19 protein-coding genes and 1 pseudogene are annotated in these 19,415 nt (G+C 53.1%); all 20 read right to left on the bottom strand.

The genetic code is table 11. From position 1 onward, the window contains the following. Nucleotides 1–14: 14 nt before the first annotated feature. Entirely contained in the window at nucleotides 15–1,292 is a 1,278-nt protein-coding gene (hydF, locus tag PHH49_02015) for a [FeFe] hydrogenase H-cluster maturation GTPase HydF (GenBank protein MDD5487722.1), read from the bottom strand. Next, nucleotides 1,276–2,652 (bottom strand): lyase family protein, encoded by a 1,377-nt coding sequence (locus PHH49_02020; GenBank protein ID MDD5487723.1) that lies wholly within the window; start codon nucleotides 2,650–2,652, stop codon nucleotides 1,276–1,278. The genes hydF and PHH49_02020 overlap by 17 nt, the downstream gene beginning before the upstream one ends. Continuing rightward, complete coding sequence (locus PHH49_02025; protein MDD5487724.1) at nucleotides 2,649–2,912, bottom strand: iron-only hydrogenase system regulator; 264 nt, start codon at nucleotides 2,910–2,912, stop codon at nucleotides 2,649–2,651. Before PHH49_02025 ends, PHH49_02020 begins: the two co-directional genes overlap by 4 nt. 153 nt (nucleotides 2,913–3,065) lie before the next feature. Then, a complete protein-coding gene (locus PHH49_02030) occupies nucleotides 3,066–4,811 on the bottom strand; it encodes an NADH-dependent [FeFe] hydrogenase, group A6 (protein MDD5487725.1) in 1,746 nt (581 codons plus the stop codon). A 3-nt stretch (nucleotides 4,812–4,814) separates the two neighbouring features. Beyond that, entirely contained in the window at nucleotides 4,815–6,545 is a 1,731-nt protein-coding gene (locus tag PHH49_02035; GenBank protein MDD5487726.1) for an NADH-ubiquinone oxidoreductase-F iron-sulfur binding region domain-containing protein, read from the bottom strand. Between the two features lie 25 nt (nucleotides 6,546–6,570). Continuing rightward, a complete protein-coding gene (locus PHH49_02040) occupies nucleotides 6,571–6,924 on the bottom strand; it encodes a (2Fe-2S) ferredoxin domain-containing protein (GenBank protein MDD5487727.1) in 354 nt (117 codons plus the stop codon). Beyond that, complete coding sequence (locus PHH49_02045; protein MDD5487728.1) at nucleotides 6,921–7,397, bottom strand: NAD(P)H-dependent oxidoreductase subunit E; 477 nt, start codon at nucleotides 7,395–7,397, stop codon at nucleotides 6,921–6,923. The genes PHH49_02040 and PHH49_02045 overlap by 4 nt, the downstream gene beginning before the upstream one ends. Nucleotides 7,398–7,448: 51 nt before the next feature. After that, nucleotides 7,449–7,811 (bottom strand): annotated as a pseudogene (locus PHH49_02050) (response regulator). 21 nt (nucleotides 7,812–7,832) lie between these two features. Beyond that, entirely contained in the window at nucleotides 7,833–9,668 is a 1,836-nt protein-coding gene (locus tag PHH49_02055; protein ID MDD5487729.1) for a cache domain-containing protein, read from the bottom strand. A gap of 241 nt (nucleotides 9,669–9,909) precedes the next feature. Next, nucleotides 9,910–10,083: a hypothetical protein gene (locus PHH49_02060; protein ID MDD5487730.1), complete on the bottom strand. Its 174-nt coding sequence runs from the start codon at nucleotides 10,081–10,083 to the stop codon at nucleotides 9,910–9,912. Nucleotides 10,084–10,197: 114 nt separating this feature from the next. Then, nucleotides 10,198–10,569 (bottom strand): response regulator, encoded by a 372-nt coding sequence (locus PHH49_02065; protein ID MDD5487731.1) that lies wholly within the window; start codon nucleotides 10,567–10,569, stop codon nucleotides 10,198–10,200. Between the two features lie 22 nt (nucleotides 10,570–10,591). Continuing rightward, nucleotides 10,592–11,062: a hydrogenase maturation protease gene (locus PHH49_02070; GenBank protein MDD5487732.1), complete on the bottom strand. Its 471-nt coding sequence runs from the start codon at nucleotides 11,060–11,062 to the stop codon at nucleotides 10,592–10,594. Continuing rightward, nucleotides 11,059–12,498 carry a Ni/Fe hydrogenase subunit alpha gene (locus tag PHH49_02075; GenBank protein MDD5487733.1) on the bottom strand — a complete coding sequence of 480 codons (1,440 nt, stop codon included), beginning with the start codon at nucleotides 12,496–12,498 and terminating at the stop codon, nucleotides 11,059–11,061. Before PHH49_02075 ends, PHH49_02070 begins: the two co-directional genes overlap by 4 nt. A 19-nt stretch (nucleotides 12,499–12,517) precedes the next feature. After that, entirely contained in the window at nucleotides 12,518–13,069 is a 552-nt protein-coding gene (locus tag PHH49_02080; protein ID MDD5487734.1) for an NADP oxidoreductase, read from the bottom strand. Between the two features lie 23 nt (nucleotides 13,070–13,092). After that, nucleotides 13,093–13,800: a 2Fe-2S iron-sulfur cluster-binding protein gene (locus tag PHH49_02085; GenBank protein MDD5487735.1), complete on the bottom strand. Its 708-nt coding sequence runs from the start codon at nucleotides 13,798–13,800 to the stop codon at nucleotides 13,093–13,095. Between the two features lie 15 nt (nucleotides 13,801–13,815). Beyond that, complete coding sequence (locus PHH49_02090) at nucleotides 13,816–15,627, bottom strand: NAD(P)H-dependent oxidoreductase subunit E (protein ID MDD5487736.1); 1,812 nt, start codon at nucleotides 15,625–15,627, stop codon at nucleotides 13,816–13,818. A 148-nt stretch (nucleotides 15,628–15,775) separates the two neighbouring features. Further along, complete coding sequence (hypB, locus tag PHH49_02095) at nucleotides 15,776–16,453, bottom strand: hydrogenase nickel incorporation protein HypB (GenBank protein ID MDD5487737.1); 678 nt, start codon at nucleotides 16,451–16,453, stop codon at nucleotides 15,776–15,778. 41 nt (nucleotides 16,454–16,494) lie between these two features. Beyond that, the gene (locus PHH49_02100; protein MDD5487738.1) at nucleotides 16,495–16,839 is read right to left on the bottom strand and encodes a hydrogenase maturation nickel metallochaperone HypA; all 345 of its coding nucleotides are present in this window, start codon (nucleotides 16,837–16,839) and stop codon (nucleotides 16,495–16,497) included. 8 nt (nucleotides 16,840–16,847) lie between these two features. Continuing rightward, nucleotides 16,848–17,456 (bottom strand): redox-sensing transcriptional repressor Rex, encoded by a 609-nt coding sequence (locus tag PHH49_02105; protein MDD5487739.1) that lies wholly within the window; start codon nucleotides 17,454–17,456, stop codon nucleotides 16,848–16,850. A gap of 91 nt (nucleotides 17,457–17,547) precedes the next feature. After that, on the bottom strand, nucleotides 17,548–19,383 hold the full coding sequence (locus tag PHH49_02110) for an amino acid permease (GenBank protein MDD5487740.1): 1,836 nt from the start codon (nucleotides 19,381–19,383) through the stop codon (nucleotides 17,548–17,550). Nucleotides 19,384–19,415 lie beyond the last annotated feature (32 nt).

The following is a 19,415-nucleotide window of genomic DNA, read 5'->3' on the forward strand; positions in this document are numbered from 1 at the left end:
TCCTGCGGTGCTTTTCATCTCGTCTCCTGTTCGTTAAGAACACCTTTCGCGTCATGTCCGTTCCTGTTATAAATATCAAGCGCCGCCGGGAACGCCTCCAGCACACGGCCGAGCACGCCTTGCGTACAAGCTATACATACACCATAATTCGTGACGGACACCCCGGCCTCTTTTGCCATCCGCACGCGATGCAGCATTTCCCTGCGGGTAAGCATACATCCTCCGCAATGGACGACCAGCCGGTATGAGCTGAGGTCATCCGGATAGTCCCTGCCGGAACACACATCCACCTTTATATCCCCTCCCGTATGCTGGCGGAGCCATCGTGGTATCTTTACGCGTCCTATATCGTCCTCAAGCGCGTGGTGGCTGCACGCTTCGGCTATAAGCACACGGTCACCCGGACGGAGTTTCGCTATCTCGGCCGCCCCTCTCACCATTTCGTTAAGGTCCGACCTGTGTCTGGCCATTAGTATCGAAAAGGTCGTGCATTTCACGTTCCGGGGCGTATCCGCTACAACTTTGAGCACGACCTGTGAGTCGCATACCACGAGGTCCGGTTCCCTTTTGAGCGTTTCGTACACCATCCGGTATTCCCTTTCCTTTACCACAAGGACCATCGAATCGTTATCAAGCGCGTCCCTTATGGTCTGCACTTGCGGTAATATAAGCCTCCCCTTGGGGGCCTCAAGATCTATAGGCACCACCAGCACGGCCAGCCCTCCCGACGGGACAAGATCGGATATAAGCGGCGCCGAAGAAAGTATACCTTCGGGGCATACGTCGATAAGGCTTTTCTTCAGGGCATCGACGTATCTATCCCTGCCGGACTGGTCCGTACTGGAAACAAGCACAACGTGCCGGGTCTTACGGCGCACGGCCTCAAGAAAAGGTCCTGTTACCTCCATAGCGTCTATCTTGTTCACCACGGCGATCACGGGCACTCCGTTCGCGGCGGCTTCGCTTATGATATTATCCTCATACTCGTTCCATATCCCCGGCTCCACGACGATACATATGACATCCGCCCTGGAAAATATCTTCCTGGCACGGTTCGTTCTCTGTCCTGATAGTTCCGAGGTATCATCCATACCTGCCGTGTCCAGGAGCACTACCGGTCCTATCGGCAAAAGCTCCATGCTTTTCTCCACTATGTCGGTAGTGGTCCCCGCCACAGGGGAGGTTATAGCCACGTCCTGTCCGGCCACCATGTTGAGGAAACTGGACTTCCCCACATTGGTCCTTCCGAATATACCTATCTGTAGTCTTAGGGCTTTAGGCGTTTTTCTCATTTTTCGTGTACCCCAGCGATAGAATGTTATAAGGCGACAACACTTCGTCGACTGTCTTTTTCCCCAGCTTTTCCTCGAGGAACACGCGGATACATGCCTTCCCCGATACTTTATATTCCTCCACAAGCCCTTCCGCGCGGTTATATCCTATATATGGCACGAAAGCGGTTATGATCCCCGGATTGGCGTCCATATAAGCGCGGCATATTCCCTTATCGGCCGTTATCCCCTCCACATAAGAAGCCATCCGGGCGTTGAGTTCCGCCAGCATATCCAGTGACCCCAGAAGCGCGTGTGAGACGAGCGGAAGGAACTCGTTTATCTCGAAACTCCCCCTCGACGCCGCTTCGCTTATCATAAGGTCATTGGCTATCACGGCCACCGATACCTGTATGGCGCATTCCGTCATGACCGGGTTGACCTTCCCGGGCATTATGGACGATCCTTTTTGTAACGCCGGCAGGGATATCTCCTTCAAAAGGTTCATCTTCCGCAAGTCTTCCGATAGTTTTATGATATTGCACGCGTGTGCTTTCAAAATAGCGGAGACCTCGACGAACTCATCGGCGTTAGCCGTCTGGGCCATGAGGTTCTCCCCTCTGGAAAGACCCATGCCGGTGGCTTCCCTGAGCCTTTCTATTACGAGAAATATATATTCCCTCGGGGCGCCCAGTCCGGTGCCTACCGCGGTCCCTCCCAGGTTGACCACCCTGAGCCTTTCCTCGCACTTGAACGCGCGCCACCTGTCACGTCCTATCGCCTCGCCGAACGAGGCGAACTCCGCTCCTAAAGTTATAGGGACCGCTTCCTGCATCTCGGTCCTTCCGGTCTTTACCACTTCGGCCAGTTCTTTTTCTTTTCGCTGCAAAGCGCCCTGGAGTAACTGTATCGCCGCACTTAGCCGCCTCACGCCCGTTATCGCGGCCACCCTGAGGGCCGTGGGATAAACGTCGTTGGTGGACTGGTGCATATTCACGTCCTCTATCGGGTCTATCGTCACGCCCGGATCGCACGAGACCGAAGCCAGGCGTGATATCACCTCGTTCAGGTTCATGTTGGTGGATGTGCCTGCGCCGCCCTGCATGGCGTCCAACGGAAAGGCCTCGGCGTGCTCCCCCGCGGCTATGGCTTCACAAGCGGCCAAGATGGCCGTGGCTTTATCCCCACCGATATATCCAAGCTCCCGATTGGTCATGCAGCAGGCCTTTTTCACGAGCGCCATCGCTTTTATAAGCCCCGGGTTCACCGCCATACCGCTTACCGCGAAATTCCTTCTCGCTCTTTCGGTATGTTCACCCCATAGGGTTCCTTCCGGCAACTCCATCTGGGCGGGCATCCCACGCTCTTCCCCGGACATCATTTCGCCCCTCCGTTCTTCTTTCCCAGAGCGGATTTCACGGAGACCCCTCCTACCGACCCGAGCCGCCCGGTAAGCGCGCCTATCGTATCAGTATCCCCGTCCACTATAAGTGTGATGACACAGCATTCCTTACCCTTATACGGGACTCCCGTCCTGGCTATTATGATATCCCCGAATTCCGAGAGTATATGGTTCACTTTTTCCGCGCCCGTGAGCCTGTCCTCGATTATTATCCCGACGAATCCCAACCTCTTATCCATTATCCCTCCCGTAAACAAAAAGACCCTGCTCCTCATCCCGCCCGCGCGGAAGGAACAGGGCCTTTTTCATATGGCCTCATGTCCACTTCCCTAGGATCAGGACATGTGTCCCTCACCGCAGGCTATTATTCTATAGACGTAATTTATTCTGTCTCACTTCCTGTAAAGAGGTCTTGGCGTATACCTCGTATGCAAGAGCTTATGCGCCTTTTCCCCAAGGGGTTTCCCCAGGAACTCATCGTACAACTGTTTCACGTACGGGTTCTCATGGGACACCCTGATCTTGCTATCCACATCGCCCTTATAAAGACCGGCGGCCCTTTCTTTCCTGAGTTCGTCCGTAGCCCCGTAAGGCTGGCCGCCCCCGCCGACACACCCGCCGGGACACGCCATCACTTCCACAAAATGATACGGGAGCTCGCTGCCCGAAGTTACCGCGTCCTCGATACGTTTTATCACGTATTCCACATTACCCAGGCCGTGCGCCACGGCGATACGTATAATGCTGCCGGCTATGTCTATCTCCGTTTCCTTCACGCCCTTAAGTCCCCTTACATCCTTAAAGTCGACCTTCTCGAGGTTCTTGCCCGTTACGAGGAAATATGCCGTCCTGAGCGCCGCTTCCATGACACCACCAGTGGCCCCGAAAATAAGCCCGGCCCCCGTATAATCGCCCAATATGTGGTCGGGTTCTTCTTCCTCCAGCGAGTTGAAATCTATCCCCGCCTGTTTTATCATACGCGCGAGCTCGCGTGTCGTGAGCACTATATCTATGTCCTGGTGCCCTGAAGCGAACATATGTTCACTCCGCGTGATCTCGTATTTCTTGGAAGTACACGGCATTATGGATATCATACATATTTTCGCCGGATCGAGCCCGCTCTTGTCGGCGTAATATGTCTTGGACAATACCCCCACCATCTCATGCGGCGATTTGGCGGAAGAGAAATACTCTATCATGTCAGGATAAGACCTTTCCATGAAATCCACCCACGATGGACAGCATGTGGTTATAAGGGGCATGGGCCCCTTTTTATTCACCAAGCGCTGCACGAACTCGTTGGCTTCTTCCATTATTGTAAGGTCTGCCCCGAAATTAGTGTCGAAGACCGCGCGAAATCCAAGCTTTCTGAGCGCCGCGTAAAGTTTTCCGGTAAGGTCGGTCCCCTTCGGGAACCCGAACGCCTCTCCTATGGCTACCCTGACGGCCGGCGCTATCTGTACTACACAGTACTTATTTTCGTCATAAAGCGCTTCCCATGTCTGGCGCGTCTGGTCGAACTCGAAAATAGCGCCTGTCGGGCAATGCGCCGAACATTGTCCGCACTTGATACAGGGACTGTCCGCGAGCTGTATGTCTCCCGCGGATGATATCCTGGTATTCATCCCTCTTTCGAGAAAGGACAATGCCCACACATCCTGTATCCCCTGGCACACCTGCACACACCGTCCGCAAAGAATGCACTTTTCCGGCACCAGCCTTATGGTACCGGTAGAACTGTCCGCGGGAAGCTCCCTCAGCACCTGTTTGAACGGGAACTCCCTTATGCCGAAATCGGCGGCCAGGTCCTGCAGCTCACAATTGTTGTTCCGACCACACTGCAGGCAATCGTTAGGATGGTTTGACAGGATGAGCTCTATGACCGTGCGTCGGATGTCCTGCAGTTCCCTGTCATGGGTCACGATCTCCATGCCTTCCTCGATAGGCGTGCAGCACGCCCTCAGCATCTTGTTCGTTCCTTTGACCTTAACCACGCATATACCGCATGAAGCGGTAGCGTCCAGGTCCGGATGCTTGCAGAGAGTAGGTATCTTAATGTTAACTTTTTTCGCGGCGTCAAGTATGGTGGTACCTTCTTCCACGGTAACCGATATGTTGTTGATCTTCGCAGTCCTCATTTATCACCCCTGTATTATTGCGTCAAATTTACAAGTTTCATGACATTTACCGCATTTTACGCATTTTTCGGCAGATATCAACCATTCCCCTCTCTCGTTCTTTGTTATGGCGTCCGCCGGACAGACCTTGGCGCACAGCCCGCATTTTTTGCATTTCGCCTGCGATATGGAGTACTTAAGAAGCGCCGCGCATTTACCGGCCGCGCATTTGTGCTCCCTGACATGTTCATCATATTCCTTCCTGAAATACTTAAGCGTGGATATTACCGGGTTCGGCGCCGTCTGGCCCAGCCCGCAGAGAGAAGCCTTCATTACCGCCCCCGCTATCATCTCAAGCTTCTTGATATCCTCTTCCGTCGCTTCGCCACGCGATATCTTCTTCAGGTATTGCAGCATCTGGTATCCGCCGATACGGCACGGCGCGCACTTACCGCATGATTCATCAACACAGAAACGAAGGTAGAATTTAGCGATATCCACCATGCAATCATCCTCGTCCATGACTATCATCCCGCCGGAACCCATTATGGACCCCAGTTTCTGCAGGTTCTCGTAGTCCACCGGCGTGTCTATGTACTCTTCGGGAATAACCCCGCCCGAAGGCCCTCCCGTCTGTACGGCTTTTATCTTCTTATCGTCCAGCACCCCGCCGCCCACTTCATACACGATGTCCCTGATCGTCGTACCCATAGGCACTTCGATAAGCCCGGAATTCCTGACCTTGCCGGTAAGCGCGAATACCTTGGTCCCCTTGGACGTGGCGCTTCCCACCGAGGCGAAATTGTCCCCCCCGTAAAGATATATATAGGGTACGTTCGCCAGGGTCTCGACATTGTTTATTACGGTCGGGCATCCCCACAACCCTTTTATGGACGGATACGGCGGCCGCGGCGTTGGGCACCCCCTCTTTCCTTCGATAGAAGCGATCAGGGCCGTCTCCTCCCCGCACACGAACGCGCCCGCGCCAAGTCTTATCTCAAGATCGAACACGAACCCGGTACCCAATATGTCCTTCCCGAGAAGCCCGTACTCATATGCCTGGTCTATGGCCTTCTGCACCCTCTTTATCGCCAGTGGGTATTCCGCCCGGATATAACAATATCCTTTCGTGGCTCCGATCATATAACCGGCTATTATCATGCCCTCTATCACCGAATGCGGGTCTCCCTCAAGCACGCTCCTGTCCATGTAAGCGCCGGGGTCACCTTCGTCCCCGTTGCATATTATGAACTTTTGTTCGCCTTTGGCGTTACGCGCGAAATTCCATTTCAGCCACGTGGGGAAACCTCCGCCGCCACGTCCGCGAAGACCGCTCCTTTTTAGTTCATCGATAAGGTCCTCGGGTTTCCGTCCGATGATCTTGGTCGAAAGGGCCTGGTACCCGTCACTGGCGATGTAATCATCTATGTTCTCCGGGTCGACGACCCCGCAATTCCTTAGCACGATCTTCACCTGCCTGGTACCGGCAGCCACGGGCATGTCCTTGATGACCTTACCATCCGCGATGGCATTCTTGACCATACTCGGCACGTCTTTGGCCTCCACTCCGGTATATGTCACCCCTGTACCGGCTACATGAACGGCGATCCCCTTGCCGTACACATCAAGCTCGACCGCCCGCACTACACGCGCTTTTTCGGCCAGGCCCACGCGCTCTATCTCCTTTACCATAAGACCGTAGATCTCGTCATGGCGTCCTTTTCCGTCCGTATCACATATAAAAACCGTTTTCATGTTCTTCATTCTCCCACTCGTAGCGTTATTTTATGATCTTATAAACATGGTCATCTATTATCTCTTTTTTTTCGATATGCCTGTCGAGTATCTCCACCGCTGTTCTAGCGTCCACGCCGCCGTATATGACACGCGGCAGGCTATCACAACACACCTCGACAAGAGGCTCGGCATAGCACATACCCGCGCATCCCGTCCTGAGTATCTTTACTCCAAGACCCTTGTTCTTTACCTCATCGGATAGCGCGAGGAAAACCTCGTCGGCGCCGGCGGCAATGCCACATGTGCTCATGCCTACCTTTATCCAGTTCCCGGACGTTCTTCCCCGGGCCAGCTCTTCCTTTTTACCCTTTAGGGACTCTCTTGTCAACCGCGTCATTTCACCTCAGCTCCTTCTTTTACGTACTTATCAAGTATCCCTTTAATGTTCGATGCCTTTATCTTCCCATACACTTTCTCGTCCACCGTAATGACCGGGGCCAGTCCACAGCATCCCAGGCAGCGTACTACCTGCAGGTGGAAAAGTCCGTCGGCCGTGGTCTGTCCTTCTTCCACCTTAAGCTGCCTCTTGAGTTCCCTCAAAAGCTGTGGAGCCCCCTTCAGGTAACATGCCGTCCCCATACATACCGAGATGGTATGCTTCCCCGGAGGGTCCAGTTTGAAGTAGTTGTAGAACGTTATCACTTCGTATATCCTGGCCATAGGCGTACCCAGTATCCTCGACAGGGTGAACGATATGTTCCTCGGTATATATCCGTAATGGTCCTCTATGGCGTGGAGTATCATTATAAGATTGCCTTCCTTGCCCTTCCATTCCTTGATGATCTCCTCCACCTGGTGTATCTCCTGCATCCGGTCCTCGCCACCCGACTCCTCGAACACCTTGGACACAAGTTTGAGGAAAGCCTCGGGTTTTACCGGTTTTTCGACAAAAGCCTTCACGGGGCGGGATGAATTATGCTGGCACATGTCCTCCGGCAGGTCCGTACCCCTCTGCGCTCCCGAGATCAGTATTATCGGGATGTCCTTGGTCGAAGCGTCCTGGGACAGGGCCGTAGATGTCACCATGCCTTCGGTCTTGTAGCTCATCATCATATCCATGAGCACCAGGTCCGGCGCTTCGCTTTTCGTTTTCGCGAACCCTTCCTGTCCGGTGAACGCCGTAAGCACCTCATACCCGTTAGACTCGAGCAACATTTTCGTCGCTTCCACGAAATCCACGTCATCGTCTATGATCAATATCTTTTTTTTGAGCTCGTTTTCCATCGTCCCCTGTTCTCCTTGCGTTTATGCGGTCCTTATCTTGAAAATGAACGAATTACCTTTCTCGCGCGGTTCGGGCCATATCACACCGTCGTGCGCCTGCAATATCTCTTTGGTGATGAAAAGCCCTATACCCGTACCTTTGACCTTTTCCATCCCGGCGTATGTGAGCCGGGAGAACTTCTTGAAGAGCTTGTCAAGATCTACCGAGGGTATGGGCCTGCCATCGTTATACACCTCGACCTCTACCTCGCCTTCCCGCTTTGTGACATTGACCTTTATCTGGCCGCCCCTGGTGCCGTATTTTACGGCGTTGGACATCAGGTTGTTCATCACTATCAGCATAAGCGACGGGTCCGCGGCAAGCTCTATGTCGGATGCCATCGACACGAGGATACTCATTTCCTTTTCCCCCGCCACCTGGCTGAACGACTCAATGGAGGTCTCAAGTATGTCCCTGCCGAAAAGTACCTGCGTCTTCCTTACGGTCATCTCGCCCTTTTCTATCCTGCTGAGGTTGAGGAAATTCCGCACGGTCTCCGCCAGGTAATCCAGGTTCTTCGACATCGATTTAAGCGCTTTTTTCTGGGGGTCGTTGAGCGGCCCCAGTATCTCGTTCTGCAGGTTGTAAGAGTTGAGCACAATGGACGACAATATCCCCTTGAGCTCATGCGAAACGAACCCGACAAGGTCCAGGTATCTCTTGTTCATGACCATAAGCTGCTCATTGGATATCCTGAGGTTCTTGCCGCGCTCGTCCAGCATATACGCCATCATGTTGAATTCCATGGCCAGCTTATTAAGTTCCGTGATCCTCGTTGCTTCCTCGTCCACCCTGTAGTCGAACTCGCCAGCGGATATCTTGGACGTAGCCAGCAGGATAGCGTTAAGCGGCCTGGATATCGAGGAGGCGAGAAAACAGGACAGCCCGACCGCGGCTCCGGTGACCACTAGCGTTATAATAAAAAGCGCCAGGAGTATCTCTCTTTCGATATCAAGATACGGCGCTTCCAGGAGCCCTACGTACAGCATCCCGATCGTGGTCCCCTTTATATCCTTTATCGGTTCATACGCCGTGAGATACCAGTCCGCCACTACAAAGGCACGGTCGACCCATGTCTGGCCCTGCCCTATCACGGCGTCGTACACCTTCTCCGACACACGCGTTCCCACCGCCCTCTCGCCGTCAGGGTCCAGCACGTTCGTGGATATCCTCACGTCCCGCTGGAAGACCGTAACGGTGCTCATGGGCTTGGACCTGTAAAGTTTTTCACCGAAAACAAGGTCCCTTATCTGGTCCACCAGCTCGGTATCGCGGTTAATTATGCGCCCTCCGTAGACCACGCGTTCCACTTTTCCGTCCGCGGAGAACAGCGGCACTGCGCTTTCTATCACCATGACATTTTCCAGGATCTTCCGTTCTGTCGGCCTGGCCCTGGGCGTAGACCTTATCTCTATCTGCGTCCGCTCAAGCGCCCCATCGTCTATCTTCGCGAGTTCGCCAAGGTCCATCAACCTGCTCCCCCCGGCCTTTTTACCCGAAAAAGCCGCTTCCACTATATCGCTCGGGGAATCTTGCGGAGTATACGCCACCCTGACATAGTCGAGCCCTGATCCTTTCCTCAGCACGTCAAGGCTGGGAACATCCCCGGCAAGCGACAGCATACGCAACGTCCTTGTTATCCGGCTGTTGTAGACCGTACGTGCCGATTCAAGCCCGTTCTTGACCTCTTTCTGGGCGCGCTCTATGATATCCTTCCTGATGACATATACCCCGAGAAGGGTTATCACGACCCCCATGGCCAGTACCACCACCAGAAAAGAGCCCATAAGCCTGGACTGCAGGCTATATTTTCTCATTTTTACCCCTATCGACCTCCGGACCATGTCCCGCTAAAGGACAGAAGCGTATACGCCACACACGCATGATCCGTGATCTTGATGTTTTATGTTTTTTGCGTCGAAAGAAAGGAACTATATGGGTTCAAGCTTGCCGCAATTTATCCCCGATCACGCCAAGTACCGTATTAATGCCAACGGGCCTGTTAAAGCGCCGCTTATGCCAGCTTGCGTATGACCAGTACAACATACTTTCGCTTCCTCATCCCCCGGAAGGGAGAAGAAAGACAGGAATGTTAATACCCCTTATTTTCGTTTCTTTCATGAAAAGCATGCCGGGATCGACCTCTTCCATCATTAGGCCCGTTATCTCTACATCCGGCACGAACGTTCCACGCTTTTCCAGGCCTCCCACAACGTTCTCGGCCCCTATCAATATATATCCTTTTTTCTAGATCGAGGAAGACATCTCCGCTTTTTCCCCGCGTCGTTATCTATTACAAGTATTTTTCGCGGCTTTCCATTCATCTTATTTCCACTGCCGCGCCTTTTACTTAAGTTTCGTTTCGAGAACGTTCAACAGCCTGTTATGGTTGAGCGGTTTCTGGAACACACCGCTGAACCCCAGCTGGCTGTAATCCGTACCGGTCGAAACGCTGTCCCCGGCCCCGGAGAGCAGGAATACCGGAGCCGTATTGCCTTGCAACCTCAACTCTTTGACAAAATTCACGCCCGAATCCACTTCCTCCATCATGAGGTCCACTACTATGGCGTCCGGTCGTTCCGCCTTATATACCCTTATGCCGTTCTCGGCGCTGTCGGCTTCACATATCACATAACCATTAGCTTCCAGGAATGCCCTCAAAGCCTGTCGCAGGTCCTGGTCGTCATCTATTACAAGTATCTTCTTCCCGTCGGCCATGTTCTCCTCCTTAAAAACCACCCTATTTTTTTGGGGAAACCGTGTTCTTCCCAACGAAATCCAGTATGAAGTCCAGCGCTTTCTCGACATTTTTTCTGGCCCGGGAGGATAATTTTTCTCCGAACTCGTCGAACTCGTACCCCCTTATCCCGAGCACATATCCCTCTGTCTCGGCGTCGAAAAGATCATGCGCGAGCGCCATTACCGCCGGTGGTTCCACGCTGTGCGTCGTGAACGAGTTAGGATCACCGGGTCTTACCTCTTCAAAAAAGAACGGTTCTTTACCTTCCAGGGACGCGTCCGCGAATATCACTACATCATGTTCCGCTACGTTCGCGGCATCTTCCACGGTAAGCTGGTAATCGGCGTCCACTGTCACACCCGGGAGAGCCCTTTCCTCCACCAGGCCGGCGAAGTACGGTCCGATGCCATCATCCAGCCTGCCCGGGTTACCGTACCCTATGATCAATATCTTCTTCACGCCGTCCATCATCCCTTGCTTTTCCTGTCAATAAGCGCCCCGTTATGGTCGAACAGGCTCACCGCAAGCGGCATCCTTCCCATGGCGTGCGTAGCGCACGACAAACACGGGTCATAAGCCCTTATGGCCACTTCTATGCGGTTAAGCAAGCCTTCCGTTATCTCTTTCCCGCTCAGGTAGTCCTCCGCGACCTTCTGTACCGCGCGGTTCATCGGCTCGTTATTATTGGTGGTCGAGACGATAAGGTTCGCCATAACGACCTGGTCATCCTTGTTCACCTTGTAGTGGTGGAACAAGGACCCCCTGGGCGCCTCTAATATGGATACCGCTTCCTCCCGTCTTTCCCCCTTGACCACGAGGTCATTGCCCTGCAGGTCCGGGTCGTGCAAAAGCTCCTTTATTTTCTCGATGGAGTGAAGTGTCTCTATCATCCGCGCCCAGTGATAAGCCATCGTTATGTTATTCGGCCTTCCACCAGTGAGCGCCATGAATTCCTTACGTTCTTTCTCCGCCTCCGGGGTATCAATGAAGTCACACACATTGACCCTCGCCAGCGGACCGACCCTGTACCAGCCTTTTTCCGGACCTATGGACTTTATGAACGGGAATTTCATGTAGGACCACGTCTTTACGTCCTCGGCTATGTACTCCAAGTAATCCTGCGGGTCCATATGGTCGAATATCTTCTTCCCGGCAGCGTCCACGGCCCTGAGCTTGCCATCATAAAGGTCCATCGCCCCGTCATCCCGAACAAGCCCGACGTGATTGGACTCGAACGAGCCGAAGTCCTTGAGCTCGTCAAGATGCTCTGTGGTATAATCCTTTGCGATCTTAAGCGCGGAACGAGACCATTCTACCATCTGGTCAATGTCTTTCAGGAACCCGTCACGTTCCTCTATCGTAAGGTTCTTATTCACCCCGCCGGGAATGGCGCCGGTACCGTGTATCTTCTTCCCGGACGTAGCTTTTATTATCTCCTGGCCGTATTTCCTCATCATGACACCCTGGACCGCGAGATCTGGGTATTTCCTGGCCACGCCTATAACGTTACGTATCGCCGGGTCCGCGTCGAACCCGAACAATAGGTCAGGGGAAACCAGATGGAAAAAATGCAGGGCATGGGACTGGAACGTCTGGCCGTAATGCATGAGGCGCCTTATTTTTTCCGCCGTAGGCGTGAGTTTATCCGCTCCCACTATCCTGTCCATCGCCTTTGCCGCCGCGAGATGATGGCTTACGGGACAGATACCGCACAGCCTCTGCACGAGCACGGGCACTTCCCAGAAAGGCCGTCCCTGTATGAACCGCTCGAAGCCCCTGAATTCCACTATATGAAGACGGGCCTGTTTCACCCTGTTCTCTTCATCCAGTAAGATGGATACTTTTCCGTGCCCCTCTACCCGGGTCACCGGTTCTATTATCACTCTTTTACTGTCTTTTGTTTTCACGGTTCTCTCTCCTCGACTGTTAATCGTATTTTATAAGCTCGTAAGGCAGTTCCAGCGGTTTTCCTTCCAGAAGGGCCACAAGCGCGGCCCATAGAGTATCAGCGGAAGGCGGACACCCCGGCAGGTGATAATCTATCTTGACCACCTCATGGCACGGATAGACCTTATCAAGCACAAGTGGTATTTCCCTGTCATTGGGGACCTGTCCCGACGGATTATGTACCGTAGGCCCGTTAAGATACGCCTCGTCCATACATTCTTTCAGGGGTATCCCGTTCCGTAGCGCCGGGATACCGCCGTTTATCGCGCAATCCCCGACCGATACCAGGACATCGCAATGCCTGCGAAAATCCTTGAGGACCCTCACGTTCTCTTCGTTGCAGCACCCTCCCTCGATAAGCCCCACAGCGCATCTTCCGGTGAATTCCTTTATGTCGTCCACCGGTGATTTGTCGAAATCGACAAGCTCTATCAACTTCAGTATACGGTCATCAATATCCAGGAGTGACATATGGCATCCGAAACACCCTGCCAGGGACGCGGTAGCTACTTTTGGTTTATCTTTGCTCATTTCAGGCCCACCTTGATATCTTGTTATTTTTTGTTGTTCTCCACATCAGACCCTATGGGTTCTTTGTCGTAGAGCCTTTCGCCTATAGGGACCGCGTATCCTACCCGTTTCTTGATTATGGCCCCGACCGGGCATACATTGACAGCCTTGTCCGTTATGTCAATATCGGTATCGACCAGTTTGGCCTCAGCGTTGACCGCGATCTTTTTATGCGGCCCTCTGCCAACGAACTCAAAAACGCATTTTCCGTCAATATCCCTGGAAGCCTCTACGCACCGGCCGCACAACACGCACCTGTTACGGTCTATGAATATGTCGGGATGCGACGCGTCAAGGTCCCTGTTCGGAAAAAGATAAGGGAATTTGGGAGCGCATATGCCCAGCCTATACGCTATGGCCTGGAGCTCGCAGTTCCCGCTCTTATCGCAGAACATGCAGAAATGGTTCCCTTCGACGAATAGCATATCTATTATGTCCCTGCGCATACCCTTGAGCTCGGGCGTATCATTCTCCACCACCATACCGTCCGTAGCCGGCTGGGTACAAGCGGCCTGTGGCCTGCCGTTGACCATGACCGTACACACCCGGCAGCTCCCATGCGGCACGAGACCTTTCATCTGGCACAGCTTCGGTATGTATATACCCGCGTCCTCCGCGGCTTCAAGTATGGTCTGCCCCTGGCGCGCTTCTATCTCTTTCCCATCGATAGTAAAAGTTATTTTCCCGCTCATATCATGTCCTTTTCGTTAGAATATGACAGATTCCCGGCCCGTTATGTCCTGGGCGTCGCCCAGGGCCTTTTTGATATCAAATGACGGCTGCATACCGTCCTCGTTCTTCTTTACCCTTGACTCGTAATCCGCCCTGAAATTCTTAAGCGTGGTAAGGATCGGGTTAGGTGAGGTCTGCCCCAACCCGCACCTCGACGAGATCTTAACGGTCTTCCCCAGGGATTCCAGATAATCCAGGTCCTCAGGTTCGCCTTTGCCGGCGATGATCCTGTCCAGACGCTCCTTCAATAGCACGTTACCCACACGGCACGGCGTGCAATAACCACAGCTTTCCTCTATGAAGAACTCCATATAGTAACTGACAAGCTGCAGGAGGTCCCGTTCCGGCCCGAACACCACGACCGCGCCTCCTGTCCCCAGATCATCATAACATACTGTCCGCTCATATTCTCCCGGCCCGATAAGCGTACCGCTCGGACCGCCAACAAGCACGGCTTTGGCGTCTTCCGCGCCAACCGCCTTAAGCAGGTCCTTGACCTTTACCCCGAACGGGAACTCATATACCCCGGGTCCGGCGCAATCACCCGACACGCTGAGAAGCTTTGTGCTGGGGCTGCCCTTGGAGCCTATCTCCGCGAACCACGCCGCCCCCTTTTCCATTATCCTGGCCACACAGCAGAAGGTCTCCACGTTGTTCACACTGGTGGGATACCCCATGTATCCCTTTTGTGCCGGGAAAGGCGGACGTGTTTTCGGGTCGCCCCGGAGTCCCTCACAGGAAGAGATCAGGGCAGTCTCCTCGCCGCAGACATATGCCCCGGCGCCAAGCTGCACTCTTATATCGAAAGTAAAACCTTTCTTTCCCATCACATCCTTGCCCAGAAGACCTTTTTTCCTTCTTTCCTCTATCATTTTTTCAAGGAGTTTCTTCAGGTACGCGTACTCGCCCCGAAGGTACAATATCCCTTCTTCCGCGCCTATGGCATATCCGCCTATCGTCATGCCCTCGAATAAAAGGTCATATTTCTCCGTAAGTATGACCCTGTCCTTGAACGTTCCCGGTTCGCCCTCGTCCGCGTTGCAGATAGTGAATCTTTTCTCCCCATCGGCCGCGCGCGTGAATTCCCATTTCATCCCGGTGGGGAACCCCGCTCCGCCGCGTCCGCGCAACCTGGCGGCCTTTATCTCGCGTATGACCTCTATGGGGCTCATGGACAGGGCCTTCTTCAGTCCTGTACCCGGTTCGTATTCACCGAAGATAACGGGCCCCTTCTTCCTTATCCCGTTGTTCACCATGGACTTTACAAGTTCGTGGGCGTTATTCCCGTCCCCGAGCTTTTTTGATATTTTCGCGGGGTCCTTGTGCTTTTTCAGCTCTTTTACTATAGCACGCGCCTTGTCACTGGAAAGATGCGTGAACACCTCATCGTTTATGAGTGCCGCCGGAGCCTGGTCACACATACCTATGCAGGGCGTGTATTCAAGTGTTATCAGGCCGTCCCGGGACGTCTGGCCGAAACCCATACCAAGCTCTTCGGTGAAAGCGTCGGCGACCGCGTCGACCCCCTGCATCTTGTCCACGATATCGTTACACAACCTTATTATGATACGCCCTTTGGGTCTTTCCGTAAGGAATGAGTAGAACGTGACAAGGCTTTCCACTTCTACGAAATGGGAACCGGTCGCGGCAGCTATCTCTTTCATGGCCTCTTTTGATATATATCCCAGCTCTTTCTGGACGTCTATCGCGATATCCATGAGCCTGGCTTTGTCATTTCCGTGTTCCAGGCATATTTTTTTGATGGTTTTTGCGGGATTTTCGGTCATAAGTCATACCTTCTCTTTAATATTGTTAAACAATATAACCGGCTTAATCGTGAAAAAACGAACGATTACGAGTAAACATTATATCACGTTTATGTTTTTATTCAAGATAAATCAAGATCTACCAGAATGATACAGGCCGGAAAAAATGTTATTCGACCTTACGCGCTTTCACACCTACGCCCTTTTTCCTCTCTGTCTTGAGCCAGTCTATCCACTCTTTCATCCCCTTGCCGCAGCGGGCGGATATCTCGAATATCTTCACACCCGGGTTCAATTTACCAAGATCTTCGTATATCCTGGCCGTATCCATGCCAAGGGCGTCCTTAAGATCGACCTTGGTAAGCAGGACAACGTCCGCCACCCTGAACACCGTGGGATATTTCGCGACCTTATCGTCGCCTTCCGGCAGGCTTAAAAGCACTACTTTGACATTTTCCCCAAGATCGAACTCTCCCGGGCATACAAGGTTCCCCACGTTCTCAATGAAAAGATAATCCATGCCTTTAAGTTTTCCCTCTTCCAGGCTTCCCGATACCTGGTTCGCGTAAAGATGGCAGCTCATTCCCGTATTGATCTGCGTGACTTCGGCCGCGTGCGGCTCCAGCCTTTCAGCGTCACGCGTAGTATCCAGGTCCCCGACAAGAACGACTGACCTTTTATCCCGGCCGAGCTCCGGTATGGTCTTTTCGAGCAAAGTGGTCTTACCGCTTCCGGGCGAACTTATCAGGTTCACCGCCAGAAGACCCGCTTTCCTGAACATCTCGCGGTTCTTTTCCGCGACCACATCATTGGAATTCAATACGTTCTTTACGACGTTTATCCTCATACCGACCCACTCCTCTTCAGGACAGCGCAAAAGTGTTCCCTTTACCTGTCCCCTACCACCGCTTTAAGGATTATCTCATCCCCGCCGGTTATCTTTGTATCGGTCGCCCCGCATACCGTACAGGTAATATCGTTAGGCTGCGGTTCGAACGCGCTCCCGCACGCTTTACACTCGGCGGAAGCTTTTTTCTCATATATCCTGAGCAGGGCCCTTTCGGCCGGAGTCCCTTCGCTTACCGCGCGGAACGCTTCGGCCATGACCTCGGGCACTACCTGCCTCAACGTCCCCGTTTCGATCTCCACTTCATCCACCCTCGAAAGCCCGTTCTCTACGGCTATCCTCATTATCTCGTCGATAAGACCTTCGGCTATGGACAGCTCGTGCATGCGCCCCCTTAAAGCTGGCAGAAAAGCGAAAGGAACTCGATCGCCAGGTCTATGTTCCTTATCTTGACCTTCCCCGGGACGCTCACCGTGGTAGGCGAAAAATTCACTATACCCTTGAGCCCGGATGAGACCATAATATCCGCTATGGCCTGGCTGTGTTCTTCCGGAACGGCTATTATACCTATATCCGCGTGGTTCCGCGGGATCACTTCCATCGCTTTGTCCACGGAATATATCTTCACCCCGTTGATCTCGCGCCCGACCTTCCTGCTGTCACGGTCGAACGCGGCCACGAGTTTTATCTTGTCCTGGTGGAAACCGGGATATTTCAATATGGCAGATCCCAGATTCCCTACCCCGAAAAGTACCACATGCGCCACATTATAGGAAATGAATTCCTCGAGGATCTTCTTAAGTTCCTTCGTACTATACCCGACCCTGGGCTTACCTACCTTCCCGAAATTGGATATGTCCTTACGGATCTGTACATCCGTAAGGCCCGTAAGCTCCGCGATCTGCCCGGATGAGACCTGGTCCCTCCCCGCGGCGATAAGCTTCTCCAGGGTCCTGATATATAGGAATGACCTGTTTATAGTGTTCTTTGGTACTTTTTTCATTCTCCTGCCACCATTAATTGTGAAACTTGTAACGATTATTATAGCTTTTTTCCGGGGGAATGCAAGAGGAAAATATATGTTCGCGGCGGGCTCAATTATGTCTTTTTCTCTGTCCCAGGAGGATCATGTCACGCAGCTCCTCCGGGTCACCCGCCTTTATCCATTTATCGAAAAAATGCGGGTTTTGCGAAAGTTCGGCTATAGCGGAAAGCGCCTTGAGATGGAAGCTTCTCTCATCCCGTGTCCCGGCTATCACGAATATGATATGGACCTTCTCCCGCGCGCCGGGGAACGTTACCCCACCACGGCATCTTGCCAGGAGTATGCTGAACTTTCCCGTGCCTTCTATTATTATGTGCGGCACGGCAAGTCCCGGCATAAGTACGGTACTTGCCTGCTTTTCCCTTTCTACCAGGGCGCTCAACATCACGTCTTTCTCTATATCCAGCCTGGCCGATATCTTTTCGGACACAAGTTCGAAAAGCTTTTTTTCCGTCATCTCCTCTTCTATATCAAGCAGAACGCTCTCCTCGATGATACGGTCGAACCTGTCCCTTTCTATGTTATCCCTTTCCCTTATTATGTCCTTGAGTTCCGTTTCAAGCGTGACGCTTTCAAGCTCACGCGCGGCCATTTTTTTCACGAGGTATAAAAGGGCGTAATCCTTTTTGCCCTGTACCCTCCCGTAGAACCAGTACAGCAGGAGTCCCGCCGCGAAAAGCCACGTCCCGGTCAAGAGCGCGTCCTGGCCCATGTTCACCACAAGCAGCCAGAACCCGAACACACCAAGTATCTGTATCCACGGGTAAAAGGGACACTTGAATTTCGGGCGATAATTACGCACACCGCTCTCCCTCATTATCACTACACAAAGGCAGGAGAATATGAAGGTGAATATAAGCACGGTGGAAGCGGCCTTTACAAGGATGTTCAGGTCAAGGAACAACGCAAGCACCATGAAAAGACCGGTAGCCAGTATGGACACATACGGCGACCCGAACCGCTCATGTATGTTCGAGAACATGCGCGGCAGGAGCTTGTCCCTGCTCAGGGCAAAAGGATATCTTGCCGCGGACATGATACCCGCGTTCGCGGTCGAAACGAACGCCAGGATAGCGGCCAGGCTGAGCGCTTTTCTTCCCCATTCCCCCATGAATACAGCCGCGCCGTCGGTAATGGGCATAATGGAACTGTTGAGGTCCGAGTTGGCAAGCACGCCGGAGGTTACCAGAACTACAAGGCTGTACAGTATGCTTACGGTCACAAGCGATAATACCATCGCTCTGGGTACGGTCCTTGACGGGTCCTTCACCTCTTCGGCCACGCTGGCCACCTTGAGAAGCCCTCCGTACGAGACGAACACGAACCCGGCGGTGGAGAATACCTTCCCCCACCCGTAAGGCATGAAAGGTCTCAGGTTAGAAAGTTCAACAGCCTTTATACCGTCGGCGATATATATCACCAGAAGTATGAGCAGGACAATGACCACCCCGACCTGTAACTTGCCGGCCTCCTCCACTCCCAATACATTCACTACCACGAAAACCGCGCATAAGGCCACCGCGATAATATGCACTTCCATGGGCGCTATGATCTTTATGAAAGCAGCCATACCGATAAGGGCGAACGCGCTCTTCAGGGATATCGACATCCAGGTAAGGACCCCGTCTATGGTCCCGAGGGCCGGGCCCATGCTCCTGGTGACATAGAAATAATCCCCTCCCGCCTTAGGCATGGCGGAAGCCAGTTCCGCCTGGCTGAGCATCCCCGTCATAGCGAGAAGTCCCGCGAAAAAATATGAAAGTACCACGGCAGGACCAGCCTGCGCATGCGCGAGCCCCGGCAGCACAAAGAGCCCGGAACTTATCATCGCGCCGGAAGCTATACAAAAAACATCCAGAAGTTTCAGCTTTTTCTTGAGCCCCATAAACTCCTTTTCCTTACACCTGGAACGTGATG

Source organism: Candidatus Omnitrophota bacterium, assembly GCA_028715965.1.
Lineage (GTDB): Bacteria > Omnitrophota > Gorgyraeia > Tantalellales > Tantalellaceae > JAQUQS01.